The organism is Huijunlia imazamoxiresistens (assembly GCF_037132455.1).
GTDB lineage: Bacteria > Bacteroidota > Bacteroidia > Chitinophagales > Chitinophagaceae > Flavisolibacter > Flavisolibacter imazamoxiresistens.
Map to the genome: position 1 here is coordinate 30,526 of NZ_JBBBEI010000035.1, position 21,131 is coordinate 51,656.

Here is a 21,131-nt window from a genome sequence, read left to right on the forward strand (position 1 = left end):
CCCGGTTATGGCTTCCTATTGGAATTTCAGGCCTGCGGCGCTGGCCGCTCTTTTCCTGGGTTGGACCTTCCAGGCCTTTGCCCAGAACAGGATCACCTACACGGCCGTGCTGCACGACTCCCTGGCCGAAGGAAAATCACTTCCGGTGCAGGATACCCTGTTTTATAGCACCGCCCGGAAATCCGTCCCGCTGCGTGCCAACAAGGTGGAAAACCTCGTTTGCCTGCGGTTCCGGGAATTCAGCCGCCGGGTATTTCCCGATTCGTTCCGAGTGCGCCTGATGCTAAGGGTGATCTATACCGACCGTAACCAGCGCACCGATTCGCTCGATAATATCCGCCTGGAACTGGAATACGGCAAACAGGGAGCCTATAAAGGACTGGATATCTTTCCCTTCCGCGATGCCCATTCCCTGCAGGTCCGGGTAGTGAAGCTCACCGCCGAAGGGGCGCCCCTGGCCGCCATAGCGCCCCTGCTGGAACTGGAGAACCGGATGGTGGTGGACCGGCAGTATGAACTGAACTGCACGGCCGACGCTATCCGCAGCCTGTCGGCCGACGGGGCTTCCGTGGCCGAAACCGGAGAACTGAAAGTGTACTGGACGCCCAGCGCGGCGGCCCAGGCCTATGACCTGGAGTGGACGTTTTTGGAAAAATCCGTGCTGGCAAGCGGCCGGTATGCCACCGATGGCAAGCTCAACCCTGCCCTTGTCTTTCAAAGCGGGTCCAGCCGGGTAACGGTCCGGGGTTCCTCTTACCTTATTCCACTGCTGTACGATGGCGAAGGCGAGCTGTTTTGCCGGGTGCGGGCCGTGCAAACCGGTCCCGGTGGCGAGCTGCTCACCACCGGCTGGAGTTCGGAGCACCCTTCCGGGCTGGTCCGGTACCGGTTTAGCGGCCACGAAAAGGGGCTTAACTGGCAGGCGACCACCACCTTTGCAGAGGACGGCAAGCGGAAATCCGTAGTGCAGTATTTCGACGGCAGCCTGCGGGCCCGCCAGGTGGTGACCCGCGACAATATGGCCGGCACCACCGTGGTGGCGGAAACTTTTTACGACAAGCAGGGCCGGCCGGTGATCCAGGTGATGCCGGCCCCCACGCTGAACAAGCTGCTCCAATTTACCCCAGGCCTCAATGCAGCCCATCCCAACAGCCGCGAATACGATAAAGGCCTCTACGATACGCTGACCAGCATGTCGGATTACTGCGCCTCGGGGGCGGATTCCATGACCGCAGCCAGCGGGGCAGCGCTGTATTACTCGCCCTGGAACCCGCTGAAGGAACAGGGCATCCACCGGTTTATTCCCGATGCCCGGGGTTACGTTTTTTCCGAAACGAGGTACACCGCCGATGCCACGGGCCGCATTGCCCGGCAGGGTGGGGTGGGCAAGGAGCTGCGGATCGGCAGCGGCCACGAAACCAAATATTATTATTCGATACCCGAACAGGCCGACCTCGACGCCCTCTTCGGTACCGAGGCCGGCGATGCCACCCATTACGGCAAAACCGTGGTCCGGGATGCCAACGGCCAGTACAGCGTTTCCTATACCGACCTGCAGGGACGCACCATCGCCACCGCCCTGGCCGGGGCGCCGCCCGCTTCGATGGCCCGCCTGGACAGTTTTCGTGATTCGGTACAGACCGACTACCTGCTGCCCGGCGCGGCCAACCTGCTCGACGGTACCAGCCTGAACGCCACTAAAAGCATTACCCTAACGCGGGGAGGAGCCCATGTCTTTCGCTACCGCGCAGGTAAGGAGCGCTTGTCCCTGGAAGACTGCCGCCGTCAAAATGTATGTTTTGATTGCCTGTACGATCTGACGATCACGGTTACCGACGACTGCAACAACAGCCTGCTGGGCGGGCAACCGGTGGTGATCTCCAAAAGAAATTTTCCCGCCTTCCGGGTGGATACCTCCTGTGGCCTGGCGGTTCCCATGGATACCAGCTTTCGCCTGACGCTTCCCGAAGGAAGCTATACTATTAGCCGGGTGTTGTCCATCAGCAAGCAAGGTATGGATTACCTGCGCGACAGCATTTACCTGCCCCGGTTCACCTGTTTGTCCTACGAAGACTTTTTGGAAGAGGAACTGGCAGAAGTGAAAAAGAGGATGAAGGACTGCAATGTACAGGAGCCCGACCTGTCCACTCATAAAGCCTACCGCCAGCAAATGCTGTACGACCTGCTGCCCGTTGTGGGCCAGTATGCCGATACCGCTGCGGGCCGGGGCTGTTTCTCCATTTTCGATCCTACGGGCGCCGGGTATCGCTACCAGCAGCCCGGACTGGCCTACCGCGACGAAGCGGGCCAGCCCGACCAGGTCACCGGCAGCAACGGACAGTCCGTTTCGCCCCAGGCCCTTTCCCCGGAAGACTTTATCCTGCACTTCAGGGAAAGCTGGCTGGAAGCCCTGTTGCCCCTGCACCCCGAATTTCCCCTGTTGCAGCAGTACGAACGGTTAGCCGAAAGCCTGACCTGGGACGAGGAATTTGAGGGGACCGCCACCTTTGCCGAAGCCCTGGCCAAAGGTTTTCTCAATCCCACCGGCAATACGGATCAGTTGCTTGTTTCCCGTTTCCCTGCTACGAATACCGACCCCTTGTTTGGTTATATATTTGGCGGTTCTGCCCGTGCCTCCCTGGAAGATTCCCTCTTTCGTTTACAGGTTACCGGTGACCCGGAAGTACCCGTGATTTCTGCTTGGGGCCTGGCAACCGTCCTGGCAAAATGCCCCGACGTCCAGGATAAAGCCTGTACCATCCAATGGAGCGCCGTTGGAAAGGTGTTCGACACTTCCGGGCTGTGTGTGGGTGAGCTGGACCGTGCCTGGCTGCTCTTCCGGCGGATCTATAGCGAGAAAAAGCGGGAATGGATTGACCGCTTTATCCGGCGGATGTCCGGCATGGATCCGTTAACGCCCCTCTGCAACCCGGTTTTTGCCAGCCGTGAACAAGGACTGGCTGCCGCAGGCTACCATCTTTGGGACAAGCCGGATACGGCTTCCGTGAATAACCGGAGCCGGCAAGTCTATTCGGAGAACTGTCATGCCTATACGCAAATGTGGTGGCAGCAGCTGGAGCCCTGCGGCTATACGAAGGAGCAGTCCGCTTTGGTCACCGCTTACCTGGAGGAGGTGTGCCGGCAGGGTGCCGACGACCGCCATCCATATGGGGCCAGCAGCGTAGCTCCCGGCAGTATGTACCGTTTCCGGAGTTTCGAAGATGTAATCAAGTTTGTAAACGATTCCCTGGGCCGGGCGACCGACATTCATTGCAATGCGTACCTGATCGACAAACCGCTTCCCTACGGAGAACAAATGTTTCCCATTGAGGAAAAATTATATAGCCGGCCCGACGATTGCGTCTGCCGGAAGATCGATTCCCTGTACAGCAGATACCTTTCGGTGGCCTCTGCATACACAGGTTTCAGCGGCTATGTACTTAGAAAGCTGGGTGCTGCCATCAGCGAGGGGGCACTGGACAGCCTGCGCCGGCTGTGCAGCGGCGACATCAGTTGTAAATTTATCCCGACGCCACTTACCCTTCCACCCGCCCTTGCCTGCGGGGTAAAAAATGCCTGTATCGACTGCCGCCAGTGGACCGAAGCAAAGACCCTGTTCCGCCAGCAGTTCCCCGGTGCCGAACCCACCTATGAGGAGCCCGATACGCTCCAGCAGCGGAACAACCGTGTGTTTGCCAACTTTCTCAACCAGCGTTTCGGCTTTACAAAAACCCCTGCAGATTACCTGGATTTCGAGCGTCGTTGCCAGGAAGGTGGAACCGAAATTCCGGGAGAAGGAAATGAAACCCTGGAACAATTGCTGAAGGATTTTAGGGAATGGTACGCAGGCCAGCAGTACCAGGGCTATAGGATTACCGCTGGAGCCCATGCGTTAGTAGAGGGTGCGAATGCCGTAGTCCGCTTACTAAATAATAATCCGCTTCCGTTGGGTTATGCAAAGGCCGTGGCATCAGGGGATTTTACGGCTAAGTTGCGCAGCGTCATTTCCAAACGAAGTGGTAAGTTTCATGCAATCGTGCCGTTACCGCTTGATTACACGCTGACAAATCACACCAAGGATAAACCTCCGCTAAATAATTTATGGAGTAATACAGTTTCCGATACTGATTTTATTGCCGGGCCGGTTACGGCTGATCAATTGAATGCCAAATATTTTGCAACGGTAATTTTCAATGATGGTAACCTGTTTGGGCAAATTTGGAACGGGCAAAATTCGGGATCTTACTCCGTAATAGGGGTAAGCCCCCCGCTTAAAAAGTATTTGCCTGAAAAAGTCGGCAAAGCCAGTAACAACGTATACTACTTTGTGTTTTTTCGTCTTCCCTCTGGTTTGAAATCAGTAGCAACTTATGACAGTCTCTATAATTATTTCATAGTGAATATAGACACGGCAAGGAAAAGATTATCTCCCTATACTATTGATAACCGCCATGTTAAATCAATTCGCGACCTGCGCTTTGACCCGGAATTTGTCGATGCATCAGATAGATATTTTAAAAGCTCTTCCAAAGGTCTGAAAGTTACCCTGGATCTTAGGGACGGAACAACAACCGATGCGTATATGGGGGGCTATTATTATTGGGCACCCTACGTAATATTTAAAGAACAAGTTGATTCTTCCTCCGGTCCCGCTGATTGTCAAAAGTCCTTTGTTTCCTACTTCAATCAACGACAGGGGACTCAATATTCTGCCCAGCAGGTGGATTCTGTATTTGGAGTTTATTATCGCCTGCCCTTTAATCCTTGTTCCGATACGCTTGTACCGCTGCCCATTTCGGCAGTAACCCTTTGTGGTAAGAACGATGCCTTGGAGGAAGCGGTGCCGGACCTCACCGGGCCTTGTTCCGATTCCACTTCCATTGCCATCTTAAAGGCTACCGAACGCTACCGCCGGTACCGCGATTCGCTGATCGCCGGCTTTAATGAGGCCTATACCCAAAAGTGCCTGCAGGGCATTGCCTATGAAAGCTTTACCCTTACCCATCCCGTCAGCGAATATCATTACACCCTGTACTATTACGACCGGGCGGGCAACTTGGTAAAAACTGTTCCCCCTGAAGGAGCACATCCCAACCGCAATCCGCAATGGCTGGAGCAGGTACGCCAAAGGCGGGCTGCGGGGGAACGGCAGGTTCCGGAGCATTCCCTTGCCACCGTGTACCGTCATAACAGTCTCGGAGCCGTAGTCAGCCAAAGTACTCCCGATGCCGGTATCAGCCGTTTCTGGTACGACAGGTTAGGTCGCCTGGCAGTCAGTCAGAATGCAAAGCAAAAAGCGGGCGAGGCCTGGAGCTATACCTTGTACGACGGCTTAGGCAGGATAACAGAAGTAGGAGAGAAGCTTCAACCCACGGCCCTGTCGTCTGCCATCAGCCGCAACCCGGAGCAATTACAACAGTGGCTTTCCTATACCTATTCCCTGGACGCCGACCGGAAAGGGCTGGCCCGCCAGGTGGTGCGGACCGTGTACGACGAAGCCGACGAGGCTTTAGCCATGCCCCTGCCCATTCCGGTGCACCAAAAGAGCTATACGCTTCGGGGCCGGGTAAGCTATGTGCGGTTTTATGAAAACCTGGCTGTCAACAGCAGCGGTAAAATCCTCTACAACGAGTTTGACAACAGCGCCACCTATAGCTACGACATCCACGGTAATGTTGATACGCTGCTACATCATTACCGCACCGGTTTAATGGCGCAGCATGGCCTGAACCGCTTCAAGGTAGTGGCGTACAAATATGACCTCATCTCCGGCAAAGTTTCCGAAGTGCACTTCCAGCCGGGTGAAAGAGACCAGCTTTATCATCGCTACGATTATGATGCCGACAACCGGCTAACCGATGTGTATACCACCGATCATAAGGAGTTGCTGGGGCAGGCTGGCCTGGAAGATCATGATGCCCATTACCAGTACTACAAGCACGGGCCGCTGGCCAGGGCGGTGTTGGGCGGGCGGCAGGTCCAGGGAATGGACTATGCCTATACGCTGCAGGGATGGTTGAAAGGCGTGAACAGTACGGCTCTGGATCCGATGCACGATATGGGGGCCGACGGCACCTTTACAGCCCGGGATGCGTTTGGCTTTTCCCTGAATTATTACACAGGTGATTTTGCGCCTATCCAGGCAAAAGCGGCGCCCTTTCCCGGCCATTCGGCCTTTCTTCCAACAGGGGAGTACCGGCCTTTATATAATGGCAACATCAGCAGCATGGCGGTAAACATCGCTCCTTTAAAGCAACCCCAGCTCTACAACTATCGCTTTGACCAACTGAACCGGTTAGTGGCCATGGATGCTTACCGGGGCCTTGATGAGGTAGGTAATTCATGGAAGGCCCTCACGCTAACCCAGGACCACCAGGAACGGATCCGGTATGACGCCAACGGCAACATCCTGTCCTACTTCCGGAATGGCAGTGCTTCCGGAGCCCAACCCCTGGCGATGGACAACCTGAAATATGGGTATAACCGCAATGCCTCCGGACAACTGGTGAACAACCGCCTGCGTCATGTGAAAGATGGTGTCAGCGCTACGAATTATAAGGAAGATATCGATGACCAGCCGGACGACAATTATGATTATGACGCCATCGGCAACCTGGTGAAAGACAAGGCAGGAAAGATTGACAAAATCCTCTGGACCGTTTATGGAAAGATCGCCCGAATTGAGAAGGTGGGGGTTAAAACCGGGGATGTAAAGTCCATTACCTACAGCTATGACCCATCGGGTAACCGGATTTCCAAAAAAGTGGAGTACCTTAATAAGGCGGAAAAGCAAACAGCCTATGTACGGGATGCGCAGGGCAATGTGCTGGCAGTGTACGAACAGGAAGGCAGTGGACCATTGTTGCTGAGTGAACAACACCTCTACGGCAACTCCCGTTTAGGCATGTGGCGCAGGGGTGTCGATATGGATAAGGCCGAAGAAAAGCATTCCACCTGGGGCTCCTCTGCCGGATCGAAAATTTATGAAGGCACGGATCATCGGGGTAATGTGATGGTCGTTTTTACGGATCGCAAAATACCTATAGACCTGGATAAGGATGGCTTGGTAGATTACTGGGCTGCTGACATTGTAAGTGCCATGGATTATACCCCATTCGGGGCGCCAATGGTTACGCGACCGGGAAATAATGCAGAATATAGATATGGGTATAATGGTAAGGAGAATGACAGAGAAGTTTTCGGTGAGGGGAACTTATACGATTATGGCGACCGGATTTACAATTCGAGAGTTGGGAGGTGGCTGTCACTTGATGCAATGCAGAAAAAATATCCTAATGAATCGAATTATGTCTTTGTAAGTAACTCGCCTTTACTTTTTAAAGATCCAGATGGCAAAGATAAGATCGTAACAATTTACATGAGGACGTCCATAGGTTTATTTCCAGTATTGCAGATAAGTGATAAAGATTTTTTCTATGCCGAAATGCAGTCAAAGTTTAACGGTGGTTACGATTATGTAAAGTATAATGTAAATGAAACTTATATCATGGATTTTAGTAAAGGAGGCTTAACTAAATCTTCAAAGGTTGATTTCTCAAACCCAACTTATGATATTGGCTTTTTGGAATATTTTCAGCATAAAACCCATACGTATGGACTTCTGAAAGATTTTTTTGGAAAGAGTAAGTCGAAAAGCATTCAGGAGTTTGGGTATGTACTAACAGGCAATACAGGCACCACGATAGATTTGGAGGGAGCTGATGCAAAGTATAAAGAGCATTTAGATATAACTGCTTTATTAGGCACTTTTGGAGGAATGAAGGATATGCCTGGTGTAGAAGGTTTTAATAGTTTACTAGAAGAACTAAAGAAGGCAAAGGAAGTTATTGGTGAAGGGTCAAAAGTTTTAAATGCCTTATTAAATACAGCGGAGAAGTTAGAAAACTTAGGTAATGCCGGGGATGGGGCTCACGGAGCAGCAGAAGTTAATGCAACTCCAAATTATACCTATAAACCGAACTCCACGGTTTGTGCTGCATGTGGAGAGTCTAATGTAGAACATACAAGTTTAGGCAGATTGAGAACTGATAAAGATGGTAAAGTTAAAGACACATTGAAGAAAAACCTCAAAACAGGAAAAGTTGATACAATACCTGTTAAAAAGTAATAAAATGAATAGTTGTAAATTTAAATTTATATTTATATTATTGTTTTTGATTTGTTGTGGTCGATCTAAACAGGGTATTCATATTGAAAACACATATTTTGAGAAAGGTGGGATAAAGTCTCGAACTACATATTTAGATGACCATATGGATGGTGTGCAGGTAAATTATTATTACAGTGGAGGAGTAAGTTCTGTGCTAAATTATTTAAAGGGTAGGATGGACGGTGAACAAGTATACTTTTATGATAATGGTTTTGTGGAACAAAAGTTTACTATAAAAAACGGTGTGAAAAATGGATTCTGGTATTACTACTATCCTAGTGGTGCAATGAAAAGTTCACGCTATTGTATTAATGATAAGGAAGTACTTTATGGCGCCGATTATTGGGATGATACACTGAATCTTATTAAGGCTTCTCTTCATTTTAATGATCGCGGATTGATTTATTTAAAGAAAAATTTTGATGTTAATGGTAATTACCTGAATCAGGAAGGTATTAAATAAAAACATGAAGAGATTTTTGCGGTATCATTAACAGCCATTTTTCCTACTAAGCAAGCTTATGAACTTTCTGCAAATGGTCTAATAGCCTAGAAAGGGGCGGCGAACCTTTAAAAGATAGGGTATGAAAATCCAAGGCACCCGTTCATATCTCCTAGTTGAGTTTGATCACCAAGTGTAGGTTTCCTCTTGTATGAGATCACCGGGAAAAGACCTTTTTTAATGGTCGAGGTCTCCCTAACTCATCATTTCCAATGCTTTAAATTTGACGTACCTTACCGTGGTCTTTTTCAGTGTTCACTTTTAAACCATTTGACATGAAAAAGGTTCTGCTTGCTTTCGATGGTACGCACTTTTCCGAAGGGGCCTTCCGCTTCGCCTGCTCCCTCAACCGGCTGCAGCCCCTGCTGCTGACCGGCGTGTTCGTGCCCCAGGCCAGCTATGCCAACCTGTGGAGTATGGCCGGCGCTACCGACCTCCCCAATAACCTGCCCCTGCTGGAGGAACCGGACGGCAGGGAAGTGGACGAAAACATCACCCGCTTTGCCTTCCTCTGCAAAAAATACGGCATCAACTGCAAGGTCCATAAAGATTTTTCCGACTTCGCCCTGCCCGAACTGGAACGGGAAAGCCGCTTTGCCGACCTGTTGCTCATCGGCAGCGAAAGCTTTTACCAGTTCATTACCGGTGAAACGGTCAACGACTACCTGGAAGCCGCCCTGCACGCCTCGGAATGCCCGGTCCTGGTGGTTCCCGAAGAGTTTCATTTCCCCCAACGCATCGTCCTGGCATATGACGGCAGCAAATCCTCCGTTTTCGCGATCCGCCAGTTCGCCTACCTGTTCCCAGAGCTCGCCGGCCGTGAAACCCTGCTGGCTTTTTTAAAAAGCCGCGACGACAAGGACCTGCCCGAAGAAGATAATATCCTTGAACTGGCGGGCATGCATTTTCCCAAGCTTACGGTTCTGAAGCTGGACAAACATCCCGGCCGGGAATTCAGCGAATGGCTGCAGGAAAACAGCCAGGTGCTGCTCGTCTGCGGCTCCTATGGCCGCTCCCTGCTGTCGCAACTGGTACGCGACAGCTTTGTCAAAGATGTCATCGAAAAACACCAGCTACCGGTATTTGTAGCGCACCGATAGAACCTGTTTCCCCGTATCCGCTTTTCTTACCCTGTGACATAAAAAAATCGTTTATGGAAAAGATTATTTGGGTGATCAGCAGCCAGGGCGTCCGTAAAGAAGTGCTGGATTTTACCTGCTACCTGGCCCGGCTGACGCGTTCCCGGCTGACCGGCTTAGTGCTGGACAATAGCGCCAAAGAAACACCCGCACCGCAAATGGAACGCAGGGATTATTTTGCCGCGACCGCCGAACCCGGAACCGACCAGCAAATCCTGAAAATGGATGCCGGACAGTGCATCCGCTGGTTTGAAGAAGGCTGCGAACAACGGGGCGTGCGCTCCGAAACCCTCTGCCTGAAAGGCGAACCGGCCGAGGTGGTCCTGGCCGAAAGCCGTTACGCCGACCTGGTGCTGGTGGATCCCGGTTGCTCTTTTAAGGATACCGATGAGCCCCTCCCTTCTTCCTTTTCCCGAGAACTCTTTGCCCGGGCCGAGTGCCCCGTGATCGTGCTCCCTTGCCGGTTCAAAGGCATTGACGAGGTGGTTTTCTGCTACGACGGCAGCCGGTCGTCCGTTTTTGCCATGAAGTTGTTTACCTACCTGCTGCCGCAATTGTCCGACCGGAAAGCGGTTGTACTGGAAGTGGCGGAAGCGCCCTGCCCGGCATCGCTGGACAAAGAAAAGATCCTCGACTGGCTCAAAGGCCACTATTCCGTCGTCAGCTTCGAAGTGGAAACCGGCAATGCCGGCGACGAGCTGTTCACCTATTTCCTGCGGAAGCAAAACCTTTTCATCGTTATGGGCGCCTATGGGCGGGGCCGGCTGTCGCAGCTCTTTCATGAAAGCAGCGCCGACCGTGTGCTTCGCGTTGTCAACCTGCCCCTTTTTATTGCCCACTGCTAGAAAAACAAATAAACGGTGATTCCATCAACACCTAAACTCCCAACTCAGAAACTCAGGAACATAGGAACTCAGAAACGTTTAACTCGTGAACTTGTAAAGCCGTAAACTCATAAACTTCTCCGTTTACCGCTGCCAAAGGATCAGCCCGCACTCCAGCGGCACCGAAAACAGGCCGGACTGCGCCCGGATGCGGGGGGTGTAATCCCCGGCCGGACGGCTGGCCGGCACGATGGCCGTATAGCGATAGAACGCGCCGTCGCCGGCGGCTGCAGTAGCCACGGACATTTGCTGTGCCTCGGTGCCGTCGGCATAAAGCTCCACGGCCACTTCCCCCGGGTCGATGTCGCCCAGGTGCACTTCTACGGTATACTGGTGCTTTTCTTCGGTGGTGGTCACCTCCAATTGGCCAAAGCGGACCTGCGGCCATTTGTCGATCAGCGTTTGCAGGGCTTCCCACTGCTGCTTGCCGGTGGTGTTCCAGGAGTCCGACCGTTGGTGGTAGGCGGCCGCCGCCGGCAGGTAACAGGCTTCGGTGTATTCCCGCGCCGAGCGGTTGGCGGAAAAGCGGGGGGTGAGCTGCGACATGCTGGCCCGCATCCGGGCCACCCAGGCCAGGGGGATGCCCCGGTCGTCGCGCTGGTAAAATTCCGGGATGATCTGGTGCTCCAGCAGGTCGTACAGCTGGGCGGCTTCCCGGTCGTCGGTGGCCCCTTCGTCGGTGCCGACGGTGCCGTCGCCCAGGGCCCAGCCCACCTCGGGGGTATACGCCTCGGCCCACCAGCCGTCCAGCACCGACAGGTTCAGCCCGCCATTCACGAGCACCTTCATGCCGCTGGTGCCGCAGGCCTCCCAGGGGCGGCGGGGCGTGTTGATCCACACGTCCACCCCCTGCACCAGGTGCTCGGTCAGCTGCATGTCGTAATCGCTCAAAAAGATCACGTGGCGCCCCAGCTGGTAGCGGTTGATGTACTGCACCCATTCCCGGATCAGGGCCTGCCCCGAGGTGTCGGCAGGATGGGCCTTGCCGGCCAGGATCAGCTGCACCGGCCGGTCGGGGTTGGTAAGGATACGGTGCAGCCTTTCGGGCTGGCGCAAAAGCAGGTTGGGCCGCTTATAAGGCACGAAGCGGCGGGCAAAGCCCAGCGTCAGTGCCCTGGGGTCGAACAGTTCCAGGGTTTGATTGGCGGCATCACGGATGCCCAGGGCCGCCAGTTGGCGGGCATACCGCCTCCGGATGTACTCGATAAAGCCTTCCTCGGTATCGCAGCGCATCTGCCACAGCCGTTCGTCGGAGATGGCGGAAATGCCGGGATGCATCGCCTCGAGGGTGCCCTGCCAGCGGTCCTTGCCGCAGGCTTCCGTCCACAGGGCGTCCACCTCGGGCGAATCCCAGCCCGGCGTATGGATGCCGTTGGTGATGTAGCCCACCGGCACTTCCGCCAGGGGCCAGCGGGGAAAGAGCGGCCCGAAGAGCTGTCGGCTGACCTCGCCGTGCAGGCGGCTGACGCCATTGACCAGGCCCGAGCCCCGGATGGCCAGGAAAGCCGTGGTAAAGGGTTCATTGGTATCGTCGGGGTTCAGGCGGCCCAAGGCCAGGAAATCGGGCATGGTAAGGCCCAGGCGGCGCGCAAAGCGGGTGAGGTAGCGTTCGATCAGGGCAGGGGGGAAGTGGTCGAAGCCGGCGGCCACGGCCGTATGGGTGGTAAACAGGTTGCCGGCCCGGGTGATGGCCAGGGCTTCGGAAAAGGGAATATTGGCCTCTTTGCGGTAGTCCTGCGCCCGTTCCAGCACGGCAAAGGCCGCATGGCCTTCGTTGAGGTGACAGACGTCGGGCTTGATGCCCAGGGCCTTCAGCAGGCGCCAGCCGCCGATGCCCAGCACCAGCTCCTGCAGGAGGCGGATCTCGGTGCCGCCGCCATAAAGCTCGCCGGTGATGCCCCGGTGCACCGGTATATTGGCGGGGTCGTTGGTATCGAGCAGCAGCAGCCGCACCCGGCCCACCTGTACCTGCCAGCAGCGCAGCCAAAGCGAGTAGCCGGGCAGCTTGACTTCGATGCGCAGCCATTCGCCCTCCGCCGTGCGCAGGGGCTGGATGGGCAGGGTGCTGGGGGCGTTGTAGGGATAAACGGTTACCTGGTCGCCGCCGGGCTCGATGATCTGGCGCGAATAGCCTCGCTGGTAGAGCAGGCCCACGCCGGTCAGCGGCAGGCCCAGGTCGCTGGCGGCTTTCAGGTGGTCGCCGGCAACGTTGCCCAGGCCCCCCGAATAGATGGGAAGGGCTTCGCTGAGCATAAACTCCATGCTGAAAAAGACCACATGGCCCAACGGGCTTTGGGGATAGGCCTGCTGGAACCAGGCCGGGGCCGACTGGTGACGACGCTTTTCCGCTGCCAGCTCCTCCAGGTGGCTACGGGCGGCCGGGTCGTCGAGCACTTCCTCCAGCCGCGCCAGGCTGACGGTCTGCAGCACCACGGCCGGGTTGTGGGTCAGTTCCCAGAGTACGGGATCCAGGTCGCGCCAGATCTTGTCGGAGCCATGGTTCCACGACCACTGCAGGTCGTGCGCCAGTTCGGTGAGCAGGCGCAGGGCATCGGGGTCCTTGGGCCGCCGGGCGGCCTCTTCATGAGCTTTCCAGGAGGTTTCCATATTAAAAATTTTTTAGTTCAGGGGAAACGTAAGTTACCCATAAAAAACGGGCATCCGGCCGCTTCCCCGCTTTTTTCCGCTATTGCTGACCGTTAGCGAAAACAAGCCCAGCAGTACCCTGGCGGCTCCTGCAGCGATTTTTGCATTCGGTGACAGACATATCAATATTTTGTACCTTTCATAGCGAAAAATTGAACTGGATCTTCTGCTGATCAATAGGAGGGTGGTGCCCGCACTGCCGGTACCTTCCTGTCCCTTTCCGTCCTTCCAAACCTCCCTGGCTGTTCCCTGTGGCGAACGTCTTTCCTGCTTCATACAAAAACAGTTGATCATGAAAAGAAATAGACGCTTCCGGCTGCCCTGGTCCCTGCTCCTGCTGCTCCTGTTGCCGGCCGTGGCCCCGGGCCAGCCGGTCCGCGAATGGGTGAAACGCTACAACGCTACCGGCAATTACTCCTATGATGTGGCCAATGCGGTGAAGGTGGATGCTTCGGGCAACGTGCTGGCGGCCGGCGGGATCGGCCTGAGCGGGAGCGGCTCGGACTTTGTCCTCCTCAAGCGCAACCACGACGGCGAGCTGCTGTGGCGGAAAACCTATAACGGCGCCGCCAACGAGGCCGACCGGGCCACTGCCCTGGCCACCGACCGCCAAGGCAATGCGTATGTGGCCGGCTGGACCTGGACCGGTGAAACGGGCTTCGACTACGCCACCCTCAAATACGACCGCCACGGCCGCCAGAAATGGGTGCGGCACTATACCGGCCCCGGCAACGGCTTCGATGTGCCGGCGGCCATCACCACCGATGCCGCGGGCAACGTATACGTGACCGGCTACAGCCAGGAAGCCGAATCGTACGACGATTATACCACGATCAAATACTCGCCGGAAGGGGAGCAGTTATGGGTAGCCCTGTACAACGGCCCCGGCAACGAAAACGATATCCCCACCGCCCTGGGCGTGGACACGGCGGGCAATGTGTACGTCACGGGGTTCAGCTTCGGAACCGCCTCGGCTTCGGACTATGCCACGGTGAAGTATAACCGCGATGGCGTGCAGCAATGGGTGGCCCGGTTCAACGGCTCCGCCAACTCCTATGACGCGGCCACGGCTATGGCGCTCGATGCGGCGGGCAACGTGTACGTAACGGGGCGCAGCTATGGCACCGGCACCGGCGGCGACTACGCCACCATTAAATATAATTCCGGCGGCGTGCAGCAGTGGCTGGCCCTGTACAACGGCGGCGGAGAAGGATACGACCAGGCCGCGGCGCTGGCCGTGGACGGGCAGGGCCAGGTATACGTGACCGGCTCCAGCCAGGACAGCAACGCCGTGTCCGACTACGCCACCATAAAGTATTCGGCCGCGGGGGTCCCGCTCTGGACGGCCCGGTACAGCAGCCAGTCCCTGGGCTTTTTGTACAATACGCCCACCGCGCTGGCCGTAAACGGGGCCGGCCAGGTGTATGTTACCGGCCTGAGCGGCAAGGATGAAGACCTGTACAACGGCGACTTTGCCACCGTCAAGTACGATACGGCCGGCCGGGAGCTGTGGGCCCAGCGGTTCAACGGTACCGGCAACCTGCTCGACGGCGCCAACGCCATGGCGCTGGACGCCCGGGGAAATGCCTACGTGGCGGGCGGCAGCTGGGGACAGGTTTCCGGTATGGATTACCTGCTGCTGAAGTACGCGCCCAACGGCGACCAAAAGTGGGTGAAGCGGGAAACCGGCAGCAGCCACGGCACGGAGCAGGCCGCCGCCCTGGCGGTGCCTCCCTCCGGAAACGGGGTGGCCGTTACCGGCTCGAGCAGCATCACGGCGAACGCTGACGACGAGCCTTTATTTGACTACCTGACCCTGCTGTACGACGACGAGGGGAAAAAGCGGTGGACCCGCCGCTACAACGGCCCCGGGGAAGGCGACGACCAGGCCTTTGCCGTGGCCCTGGATGCCCGCGGCCATGTGCTGGTGACCGGCCGCAGCACCGGCAAAGGCACCGGCCACGATTTTGCCACCATCCAGTACGACCAGGCCGGTAAGAAAAAATGGGAGGCCCGCTACAACGGCCCGGGGAACGGCTACGACGGTGCCTATGCCCTGGCTACCGACCGCGACGGCAATGTGTATGTGACCGGCAACAGCGATGCGGGGGACTTCAATTATGATTTTACCACCATCAAATACAATAAAAAGGGCGTGCAGCAGTGGGTGGCCCACTACAACGGCCCCGGCAATGATTACGATTATCCCACCGCCCTGGCCGTGGACAGCGCCGGCAACGTTTATGTAACGGGGTACAGCATGGGCGACAGCACCGGCCTGGATTATGCCACCCTCAAATACGACCGGGACGGCACCTTAGTATGGGCGCAGCGCTACGCCCACCAGGGAGAGGCCTACGACGTGCCGGTAGCCCTGAAAGTGGATGCGGCGGGCAACGTGATCGTGGCCGGCTACAGCCAGGGCGCCGGCACCTACGATGACTATGCCACGGTGAAGTACAGCGCTGCCGGCGCCCGCCTGTGGGTAGCCCGCTACAATGGCCCGGGCGGCTATTTTGACGATGCCGCCGCCCTTGCCGTGGATGGCAGCGGCAACGTGTATGTTACGGGTTTCAGTTACGGCAACGGCACCTATGCCGATTATGCCACCGTTAAGTACAACGGGGCGGGCGTACAGCAATGGGTGGCCCGCTACAACGGCCCCGCCGGGTCCAACGATGCTGCCACCGCCCTGGCGCTGGAGGCGGGCGGCAACCTGTTCGTAACGGGACGGAGCTTTAACGGCGCCAGCTACGACTTTGCCACCGTGTATTACGACAGCCTGGGCCGGGAACGCTGGACCGACCTGTTCAACGGCACGGGCAACAGCTGGGACGAGCCGTCGGCGATCGCCCTGCGCAAGGGTGGCGGGTTGTACCTTACCGGCACCAGCGTGGGTGTGGGTACGAGCTACGATTTTTTGACCCTCCAGTATGGACCGGGCCTGCGCCCCGTTACCCGTCCGGACCTGACGGAAGCGCTTTTGGAAAAACCTTCGGATACCCGGAAACGCTTCCGCCTCAGCCATTACCCCAACCCGGTGTCCGCAACCGCCATCCTGCAATACGAGCTGCCTGCCGGCGGGCAACTGTCCCTGAAGCTGTATGATCTGCAGGGACGGGAGGTGGCCGTCATTGCCCGGGAAACGGTGGCCGCCGGCGCTTACACCCGCACCTTCAATGCCTCGGGTCTTTCCGCGGGCGTTTATTACTACCGCCTGGTGCTCCAAACCCCGGAAAAGGTCTGGGAACGAACCAGCAAAATGATCGTGCGGTAATAAAATTTCGGGAGTCGTCTCGCCCCGGGCGAGGCGGCTTCCGAAATTGTTTAGGTTTTCTTTCCCTTTCTCCGTACGGTTTGGGGCAGGGCTGCCGCTCGGTCCGGGAAGGCCTGTTTTTTCAACAGGCGCCGTGGTTCACGGCGCCTTTGTTTTTTGCGGCGGCTAAAAATATGGCTCGCTCATGTTTCCCCCTCCCGGCCTTTCGCGACCTATAAGCTATCCATCCTGCTGACAAAACCACACCGGCAGCAAGCCGAAAAGGCCAAAAACTAGAGTAGGCTCCCATCATTAAATCAAAGTAGTATGAAAAAGTTCAAAGAGATCAAATCCATCAAAGAATTTGAAAAGTCGAAACTGACCAAAGAACAAATGCACCAGACCACCGGCGGGCTTCGGCGCCTCGGTTGTACCTGCGGCACGTATTCCGTCTGTCATGTGGACGGCACCGACGACGGCGACGGCCGGTATCTCTTTGCCTGACGTGTCAGGAGGGTTTACGGTTCCGACGGGGCCGGAAGCCCTCCTTATTCTTTCACCCTTAACCTTTATTCCGTGATCTGCATCTTCAGCTCCTGCCTCGACCAGTCTACCACCGACGTGCTGCGGTGGCTGCACCACCTGGGCGTCCGCGACGTGATCCGGGTCAACTACAATGAGCCCGGTGAAGGGGCGCCTTACCCCATCGATCTTTCCGAAGGAAGTTTCTCCTTCCTCTATGACGGCCGGCGCATCCACCTGCACCAGCTCGAAGCCGTCTGGTACCGCAAGGGCATGAACTGGCTGTGTGACAGCTTCTACCCGGTGACGGTCCCCCATTTTTCGAAATTCACGGCCTACCTCCACCACAAGCTGCAGGCGGAGGAAGCCAAGCTGGCGGAATACCTCCATTTTGTGATCGAACAGTCGGTGCCCGCCCTGGGCTCGGCCGCGAAGTGCGACCTCAATAAGCTGCTGGTGCTGGCGGCCGCCCGGGAAGCGGGCCTGCTGGTGCCTGCTTTTTACGTCACCAACCACAAAGAAGGCATCTCCCAGCTTTTGGCCCAGTCGCCTGCCCTGATTACCAAGGCCCTGTCCGACGGCCTGTACCTGTTCGATGCCGCCGAAAGCGCCAGGGGCTTTTTTTCGTATACCGAAAAGGTGGAACCCCACCTGCTGGAGCAACTGCCCGACCGGCTGTCGCCTTCCCTGCTGCAGCAGCAGGTGCCCAAGAAATATGAAGTGCGGGTATTCTTCCTGGAAGACCGCTGCTATGCCATGGCTATTTTGTCGCAGGGCGACGAACAAACGAAGACGGACTACCGCAAGTACAACGAAAAAAGGCCCAACCGCTTTGTGCCCTACCGGCTGCCGGATTCAGTGGAGCAAAAGCTGCGGCGGCTGTTCCGCAGCCTTGGGCTGAATACGGGTTCGGCAGACCTGATCGTGGATCCGGACGACCGCTATTATTTCCTGGAGATCAACCCCGTGGGCCAGTTCGGAATGGTGTCCGCCCCCTGCAATTATTTCCTGGAAAAAAAAGTAGCCCAAAAACTGATGCTCTATGCCCAACACTCCCGAACAAATGCAATTGCCCCGGACTACCGGCACGAGGCTGCCCCTGGGGTTCCGCACGATTCACCTCGATAAGATCCCGCCCCTGGCGGTCCAGGAGCAATTGATGCTGTACAACCGTCGATACCGGTTCCGGACCATGCAGGTGCTGGGGCCGGACAAACCCATTTCCAAAATTATTTTCTAAAACCCTCCCGCCATGCCTTCTTTTGCCGAGATACCCCCGGGTGCCCACCTGCAGCTGTATGCCGACTGCCGGCCCGTTCGCGGGGCGGTGCGTTCCGCAGTTTACGACCTTACCCGCAACGAGCTGGTCTTTTTTCCCACGGCTTATTTCGACGTGCTCCAATACCTGACGGGCGGCCCGCTGGCCCCCCTGCTGGAGGACCTGGAATCCGGGGAAGAAAAAGAAGCGGTGGAAGACTTTATCCGCTACCTGCAACAGAATGATCTGGTACATTTCGTAAAGGATTCCTCGCTGTTCCCGCCCCTGGAGGAGGCCTGGGAGGTGCCGGCCTGCATCCAGAATGCCCTTATCGATGTGGATGCGGTCTGCCCCGACTTCGAGGCCCTTTTTCGCCAGCTCGACGAGCTGGGCTGCCCCTATGTCCAGATACGCTGCTTTTCGAACCTGCTCGGGCCCGAAGACCTGCGCCGGTTGCTGGCGTCGGCGAAGCACCGGTCCATCCAAAGCGTGGAGCTGCTGCTGCCCTACGATGCCGCCCTGCCCGATGAAACCCTGGTACAGCTTGTGGAGGACGAGCCGATAATCTGCGGCCTCACCGTTCATTCGGCCCCCGAAGAACGCCTGCTGACCGTGGACTACGGCTGCGATGAAGTGGCGGGACGCTACATCACCAAAGCGATTCCCTTTATCACGCAGGCCATCGATACGCACCGGCATTGTGGGCTTATGTCCGAAAAGCACCTGAACGCGCCTACGGTGGCGAATTTTTTTGAAGCCCAAAAGTTCAACGGCTGCCTGAACCGCAAGATCGCGGTGGATGTTTTTGGGGAAATAAAGAACTGCCCTTCCATGGCCCATTCGTTCGGCAATATCCGGGACACGGAGCTGCGGCAGGCGGTGGGGCAGGAGGCTTTCCGTAGGTCCTGGACCATGGCCAAGGACAGCATCCGCACCTGCCGCGATTGCGAGTTCCGTTATGCCTGTTCCGATTGCCGTGCCTATGTCGAAGACCCTTCGGACCCGTACAGCAAGCCCCTGAAGTGCGGCTACGATCCCTACACCGCCACCTGGGAGGAGTGGAGCCGGCACCCGATGAAGCAAAAAGCTATTGTGTTTTACGGCCTGGAAAACCTTTCCTCTGCCGGCCGTTACCCTGCATAGTACAGTAACAGCTCCACTCTCCGGTTTTTTCGGCGTCCTTCGGGGCGCTCGTTGCTTTCTGCGGGCCGGCTGTTGCCGTAGCCCACGGCTTTCAGCCGCTTTTTATCGATGCCTTTACCGGTTACATACTGCAGAACGGCCCGGGCCCTGTTTTCACTCAGGGGCTGGTTCAGGGCGTCGCTGCCGCGGCTGTCGGTATAGCCTTCGATCAGCAGGTGCAGGCCGGGCTCCTCCGTCAGCAGCTGCACCACTTCCTGCAGCGCGGGCAGGGAGGCGGGAAGGAGGTCGTAACGGTTGGTGGGGAAGAAGATGTTGCGGGCAGCCTTGTCGACGCGGTCGGCAAGGTGCCGTTCCACCGCGGGGCAGCCCCGCTGCCCCCTTGCGCCCGTCCGGTTCGGGCACAGGTCCTCCTCGTCGTTCAGGCCGTCGCCGTCGCTGTCCGGCGGCGGGCAGCCGTTCAGCCGGGCTAGGCCGGGGGCGTGGGGGCAGGCATCCTGCCCATCGGGCAGTCCGTCATTGTCGCTGTCCGGGGGCGGCCCCGCCGCCTGTGGCCGTTCAGGCGGGGGAGGAGTGGCGGTAAGGGCAGGGGACAACCGTTTCTTGTCTTTGCGGCCAATGCGGCCGGCTATGCCTAAACTATGGTAGAAATGCGGCTGCAGGTGCCCGGTCAGCGGCTGCCGGTAACCGGTATGCAGTACCAGGTACACGGACTGCCACCGGGCCTGCACCCCCAGCGCGGCCGGTACGAACAGGCCGAAAGTAGGGGCGGAAAAGGAGGCGCCCAGGCCGGCGGCGGCAAAGGGCTGCAGCCGGTTTTTGGGGGACAGGGGCCGGGCCCGGACCGACAGGTCGGCGGCCAGCAGCAGCTTCCGGGCTCCCGGGGCGCCGCCCCGCTGCAGGAGGCTGTCGGCGAAGGTCCCGGCTCCTTGCAGGCTGCCGTCTACCTTCCGGCCCAGGCCCCGCAGGTAACCCACACCGATACCCGGTGTAAATTGGGGAATTTTTGCCGCTTCCCGGCCGTGGGTCACAAAATAGCGGACCTCCAGCAGGGCGGGATGCAACGCTACTTTTTCCTGGGCCCGGGCCACCTCCAGGACCAGCAATAACGGCAGCAGGAACAACGCCCGGTTAAGCTGAAGCATATAGGAAAAAGGTTGCCGGAATGCCCGCAATTTTTGTTCTGGGCGCATCCCCTGAAAGAACAGGGGCATCGGTACGCTTGCGGGCCCCGGATAAAGGATGGCCGGAGAATTGCATATCCCAGAATGGATGAGTTGATGGGGAATTTACGAAGTACTTTTCCATGTTTTGTCCCCGGTACCGGGCCGCCTGCGCCCGGATTTTAAAACGTATTAAATCAAAACACATGAATATAACCGTAGTAGGTACAGGATACGTGGGCCTGGTAACAGGAACCTGCCTGGCAGAAACCGGCAACAACGTTTGTTGCGTGGACATCGACCAACGCAAAGTAGAAAAACTCCGCGGCGGGCAAATGCCCATCTTCGAGCCCGGCCTGGAAAAACTGTTTGAGCGCAACCTGAAGGAAAACCGTCTCTCCTTCACCACCTCCCTGGCCGAAGGCCTCAAGGACAGCGAGATCGTGTTCCT

At 56.9% G+C, this 21,131-nt stretch carries 10 protein-coding genes and 1 pseudogene; 9 read left to right on the forward strand and 2 right to left on the reverse strand.

What is annotated here, in order from left to right; genetic code table 11:
• Window positions 1-7: 7 nt before the first annotated feature.
• From V9K67_RS24345 to V9K67_RS24360, 4 genes are all read left to right on the forward strand, one after another.
• Complete coding sequence (locus V9K67_RS24345) at window positions 8-8,128, forward strand: RHS repeat domain-containing protein (RefSeq protein WP_336727232.1); 8,121 nt, start codon at window positions 8-10, stop codon at window positions 8,126-8,128.
• 4 nt (window positions 8,129-8,132) lie between these two features.
• Entirely contained in the window at window positions 8,133-8,633 is a 501-nt protein-coding gene (locus V9K67_RS24350) for a toxin-antitoxin system YwqK family antitoxin (RefSeq protein WP_336727235.1), read from the forward strand.
• A gap of 314 nt (window positions 8,634-8,947) precedes the next feature.
• Window positions 8,948-9,772, forward strand: a complete 825-nt coding sequence (locus V9K67_RS24355) for a universal stress protein (protein WP_336727238.1) — start codon at window positions 8,948-8,950, stop codon at window positions 9,770-9,772.
• Window positions 9,773-9,825: 53 nt separating this feature from the next.
• Complete coding sequence (locus tag V9K67_RS24360) at window positions 9,826-10,656, forward strand: universal stress protein (RefSeq protein ID WP_336727241.1); 831 nt, start codon at window positions 9,826-9,828, stop codon at window positions 10,654-10,656.
• Window positions 10,657-10,779: 123 nt separating this feature from the next.
• Here V9K67_RS24360 and glgP read toward each other — a convergent pair whose 3' ends face one another.
• Window positions 10,780-13,302 (reverse strand): alpha-glucan family phosphorylase, encoded by a 2,523-nt coding sequence (glgP, locus tag V9K67_RS24365; RefSeq protein WP_336727244.1) that lies wholly within the window; start codon window positions 13,300-13,302, stop codon window positions 10,780-10,782.
• 331 nt (window positions 13,303-13,633) lie between these two features.
• Here glgP and V9K67_RS24370 point away from each other — a divergent pair, with 331 nt between their 5' ends.
• The 4 genes from V9K67_RS24370 to gwsS all read left to right on the forward strand — a co-directional run bounded on the left by V9K67_RS24370 (window position 13,634) and on the right by gwsS (window position 19,520).
• Window positions 13,634-16,618 (forward strand): SBBP repeat-containing protein, encoded by a 2,985-nt coding sequence (locus V9K67_RS24370; protein ID WP_336727247.1) that lies wholly within the window; start codon window positions 13,634-13,636, stop codon window positions 16,616-16,618.
• Window positions 16,619-16,924: 306 nt separating this feature from the next.
• Window positions 16,925-17,101, forward strand: coding sequence for a TIGR04149 family rSAM-modified RiPP (locus tag V9K67_RS24375; protein ID WP_336727249.1), 177 nt, complete (start codon window positions 16,925-16,927; stop codon window positions 17,099-17,101).
• Between the two features lie 72 nt (window positions 17,102-17,173).
• Window positions 17,174-18,247 carry a grasp-with-spasm system ATP-grasp peptide maturase gene (gwsG, locus tag V9K67_RS24380; protein ID WP_336727252.1) on the forward strand — a complete coding sequence of 358 codons (1,074 nt, stop codon included), beginning with the start codon at window positions 17,174-17,176 and terminating at the stop codon, window positions 18,245-18,247.
• A gap of 124 nt (window positions 18,248-18,371) precedes the next feature.
• Complete coding sequence (gene gwsS, locus V9K67_RS24385) at window positions 18,372-19,520, forward strand: grasp-with-spasm system SPASM domain peptide maturase (RefSeq protein ID WP_336727253.1); 1,149 nt, start codon at window positions 18,372-18,374, stop codon at window positions 19,518-19,520.
• Here the strand turns inward: gwsS and V9K67_RS24390 are convergent.
• Window positions 19,508-20,662 carry an OmpA family protein gene (locus V9K67_RS24390; protein ID WP_336727254.1) on the reverse strand — a complete coding sequence of 385 codons (1,155 nt, stop codon included), beginning with the start codon at window positions 20,660-20,662 and terminating at the stop codon, window positions 19,508-19,510. The two genes, gwsS and V9K67_RS24390, sit on opposite strands and share 13 nt — an antisense overlap.
• 224 nt (window positions 20,663-20,886) lie before the next feature.
• Between V9K67_RS24390 and V9K67_RS24395 the strand changes: the two are divergent.
• Window positions 20,887-21,131, forward strand: a pseudogene (locus V9K67_RS24395) (UDP-glucose 6-dehydrogenase); the annotation flags it as partial.

Bases quoted from the DNA above. Each gene is read 5' to 3' on its own strand.
- V9K67_RS24345 (WP_336727232.1), top strand. From the start codon at position 8: ATGGCTTCCTATTGGAATTTCAGGCCTGCGGCGCTGGCCGCTCTTTTC.
- V9K67_RS24350 (WP_336727235.1), top strand. From the start codon at position 8,133: ATGAATAGTTGTAAATTTAAATTTATATTTATATTATTGTTTTTGATT.
- V9K67_RS24355 (WP_336727238.1), top strand. From the start codon at position 8,948: ATGAAAAAGGTTCTGCTTGCTTTCGATGGTACGCACTTTTCCGAAGGG.
- V9K67_RS24360 (WP_336727241.1), top strand. From the start codon at position 9,826: ATGGAAAAGATTATTTGGGTGATCAGCAGCCAGGGCGTCCGTAAAGAA.
- glgP (WP_336727244.1), bottom strand. From the start codon at position 13,302: ATGGAAACCTCCTGGAAAGCTCATGAAGAGGCCGCCCGGCGGCCCAAG.
- V9K67_RS24370 (WP_336727247.1), top strand. From the start codon at position 13,634: ATGAAAAGAAATAGACGCTTCCGGCTGCCCTGGTCCCTGCTCCTGCTG.
- V9K67_RS24375 (WP_336727249.1), top strand. From the start codon at position 16,925: ATGAAAAAGTTCAAAGAGATCAAATCCATCAAAGAATTTGAAAAGTCG.
- gwsS (WP_336727253.1), top strand. From the start codon at position 18,372: ATGCCTTCTTTTGCCGAGATACCCCCGGGTGCCCACCTGCAGCTGTAT.
- V9K67_RS24390 (WP_336727254.1), bottom strand. From the start codon at position 20,662: ATGCTTCAGCTTAACCGGGCGTTGTTCCTGCTGCCGTTATTGCTGGTC.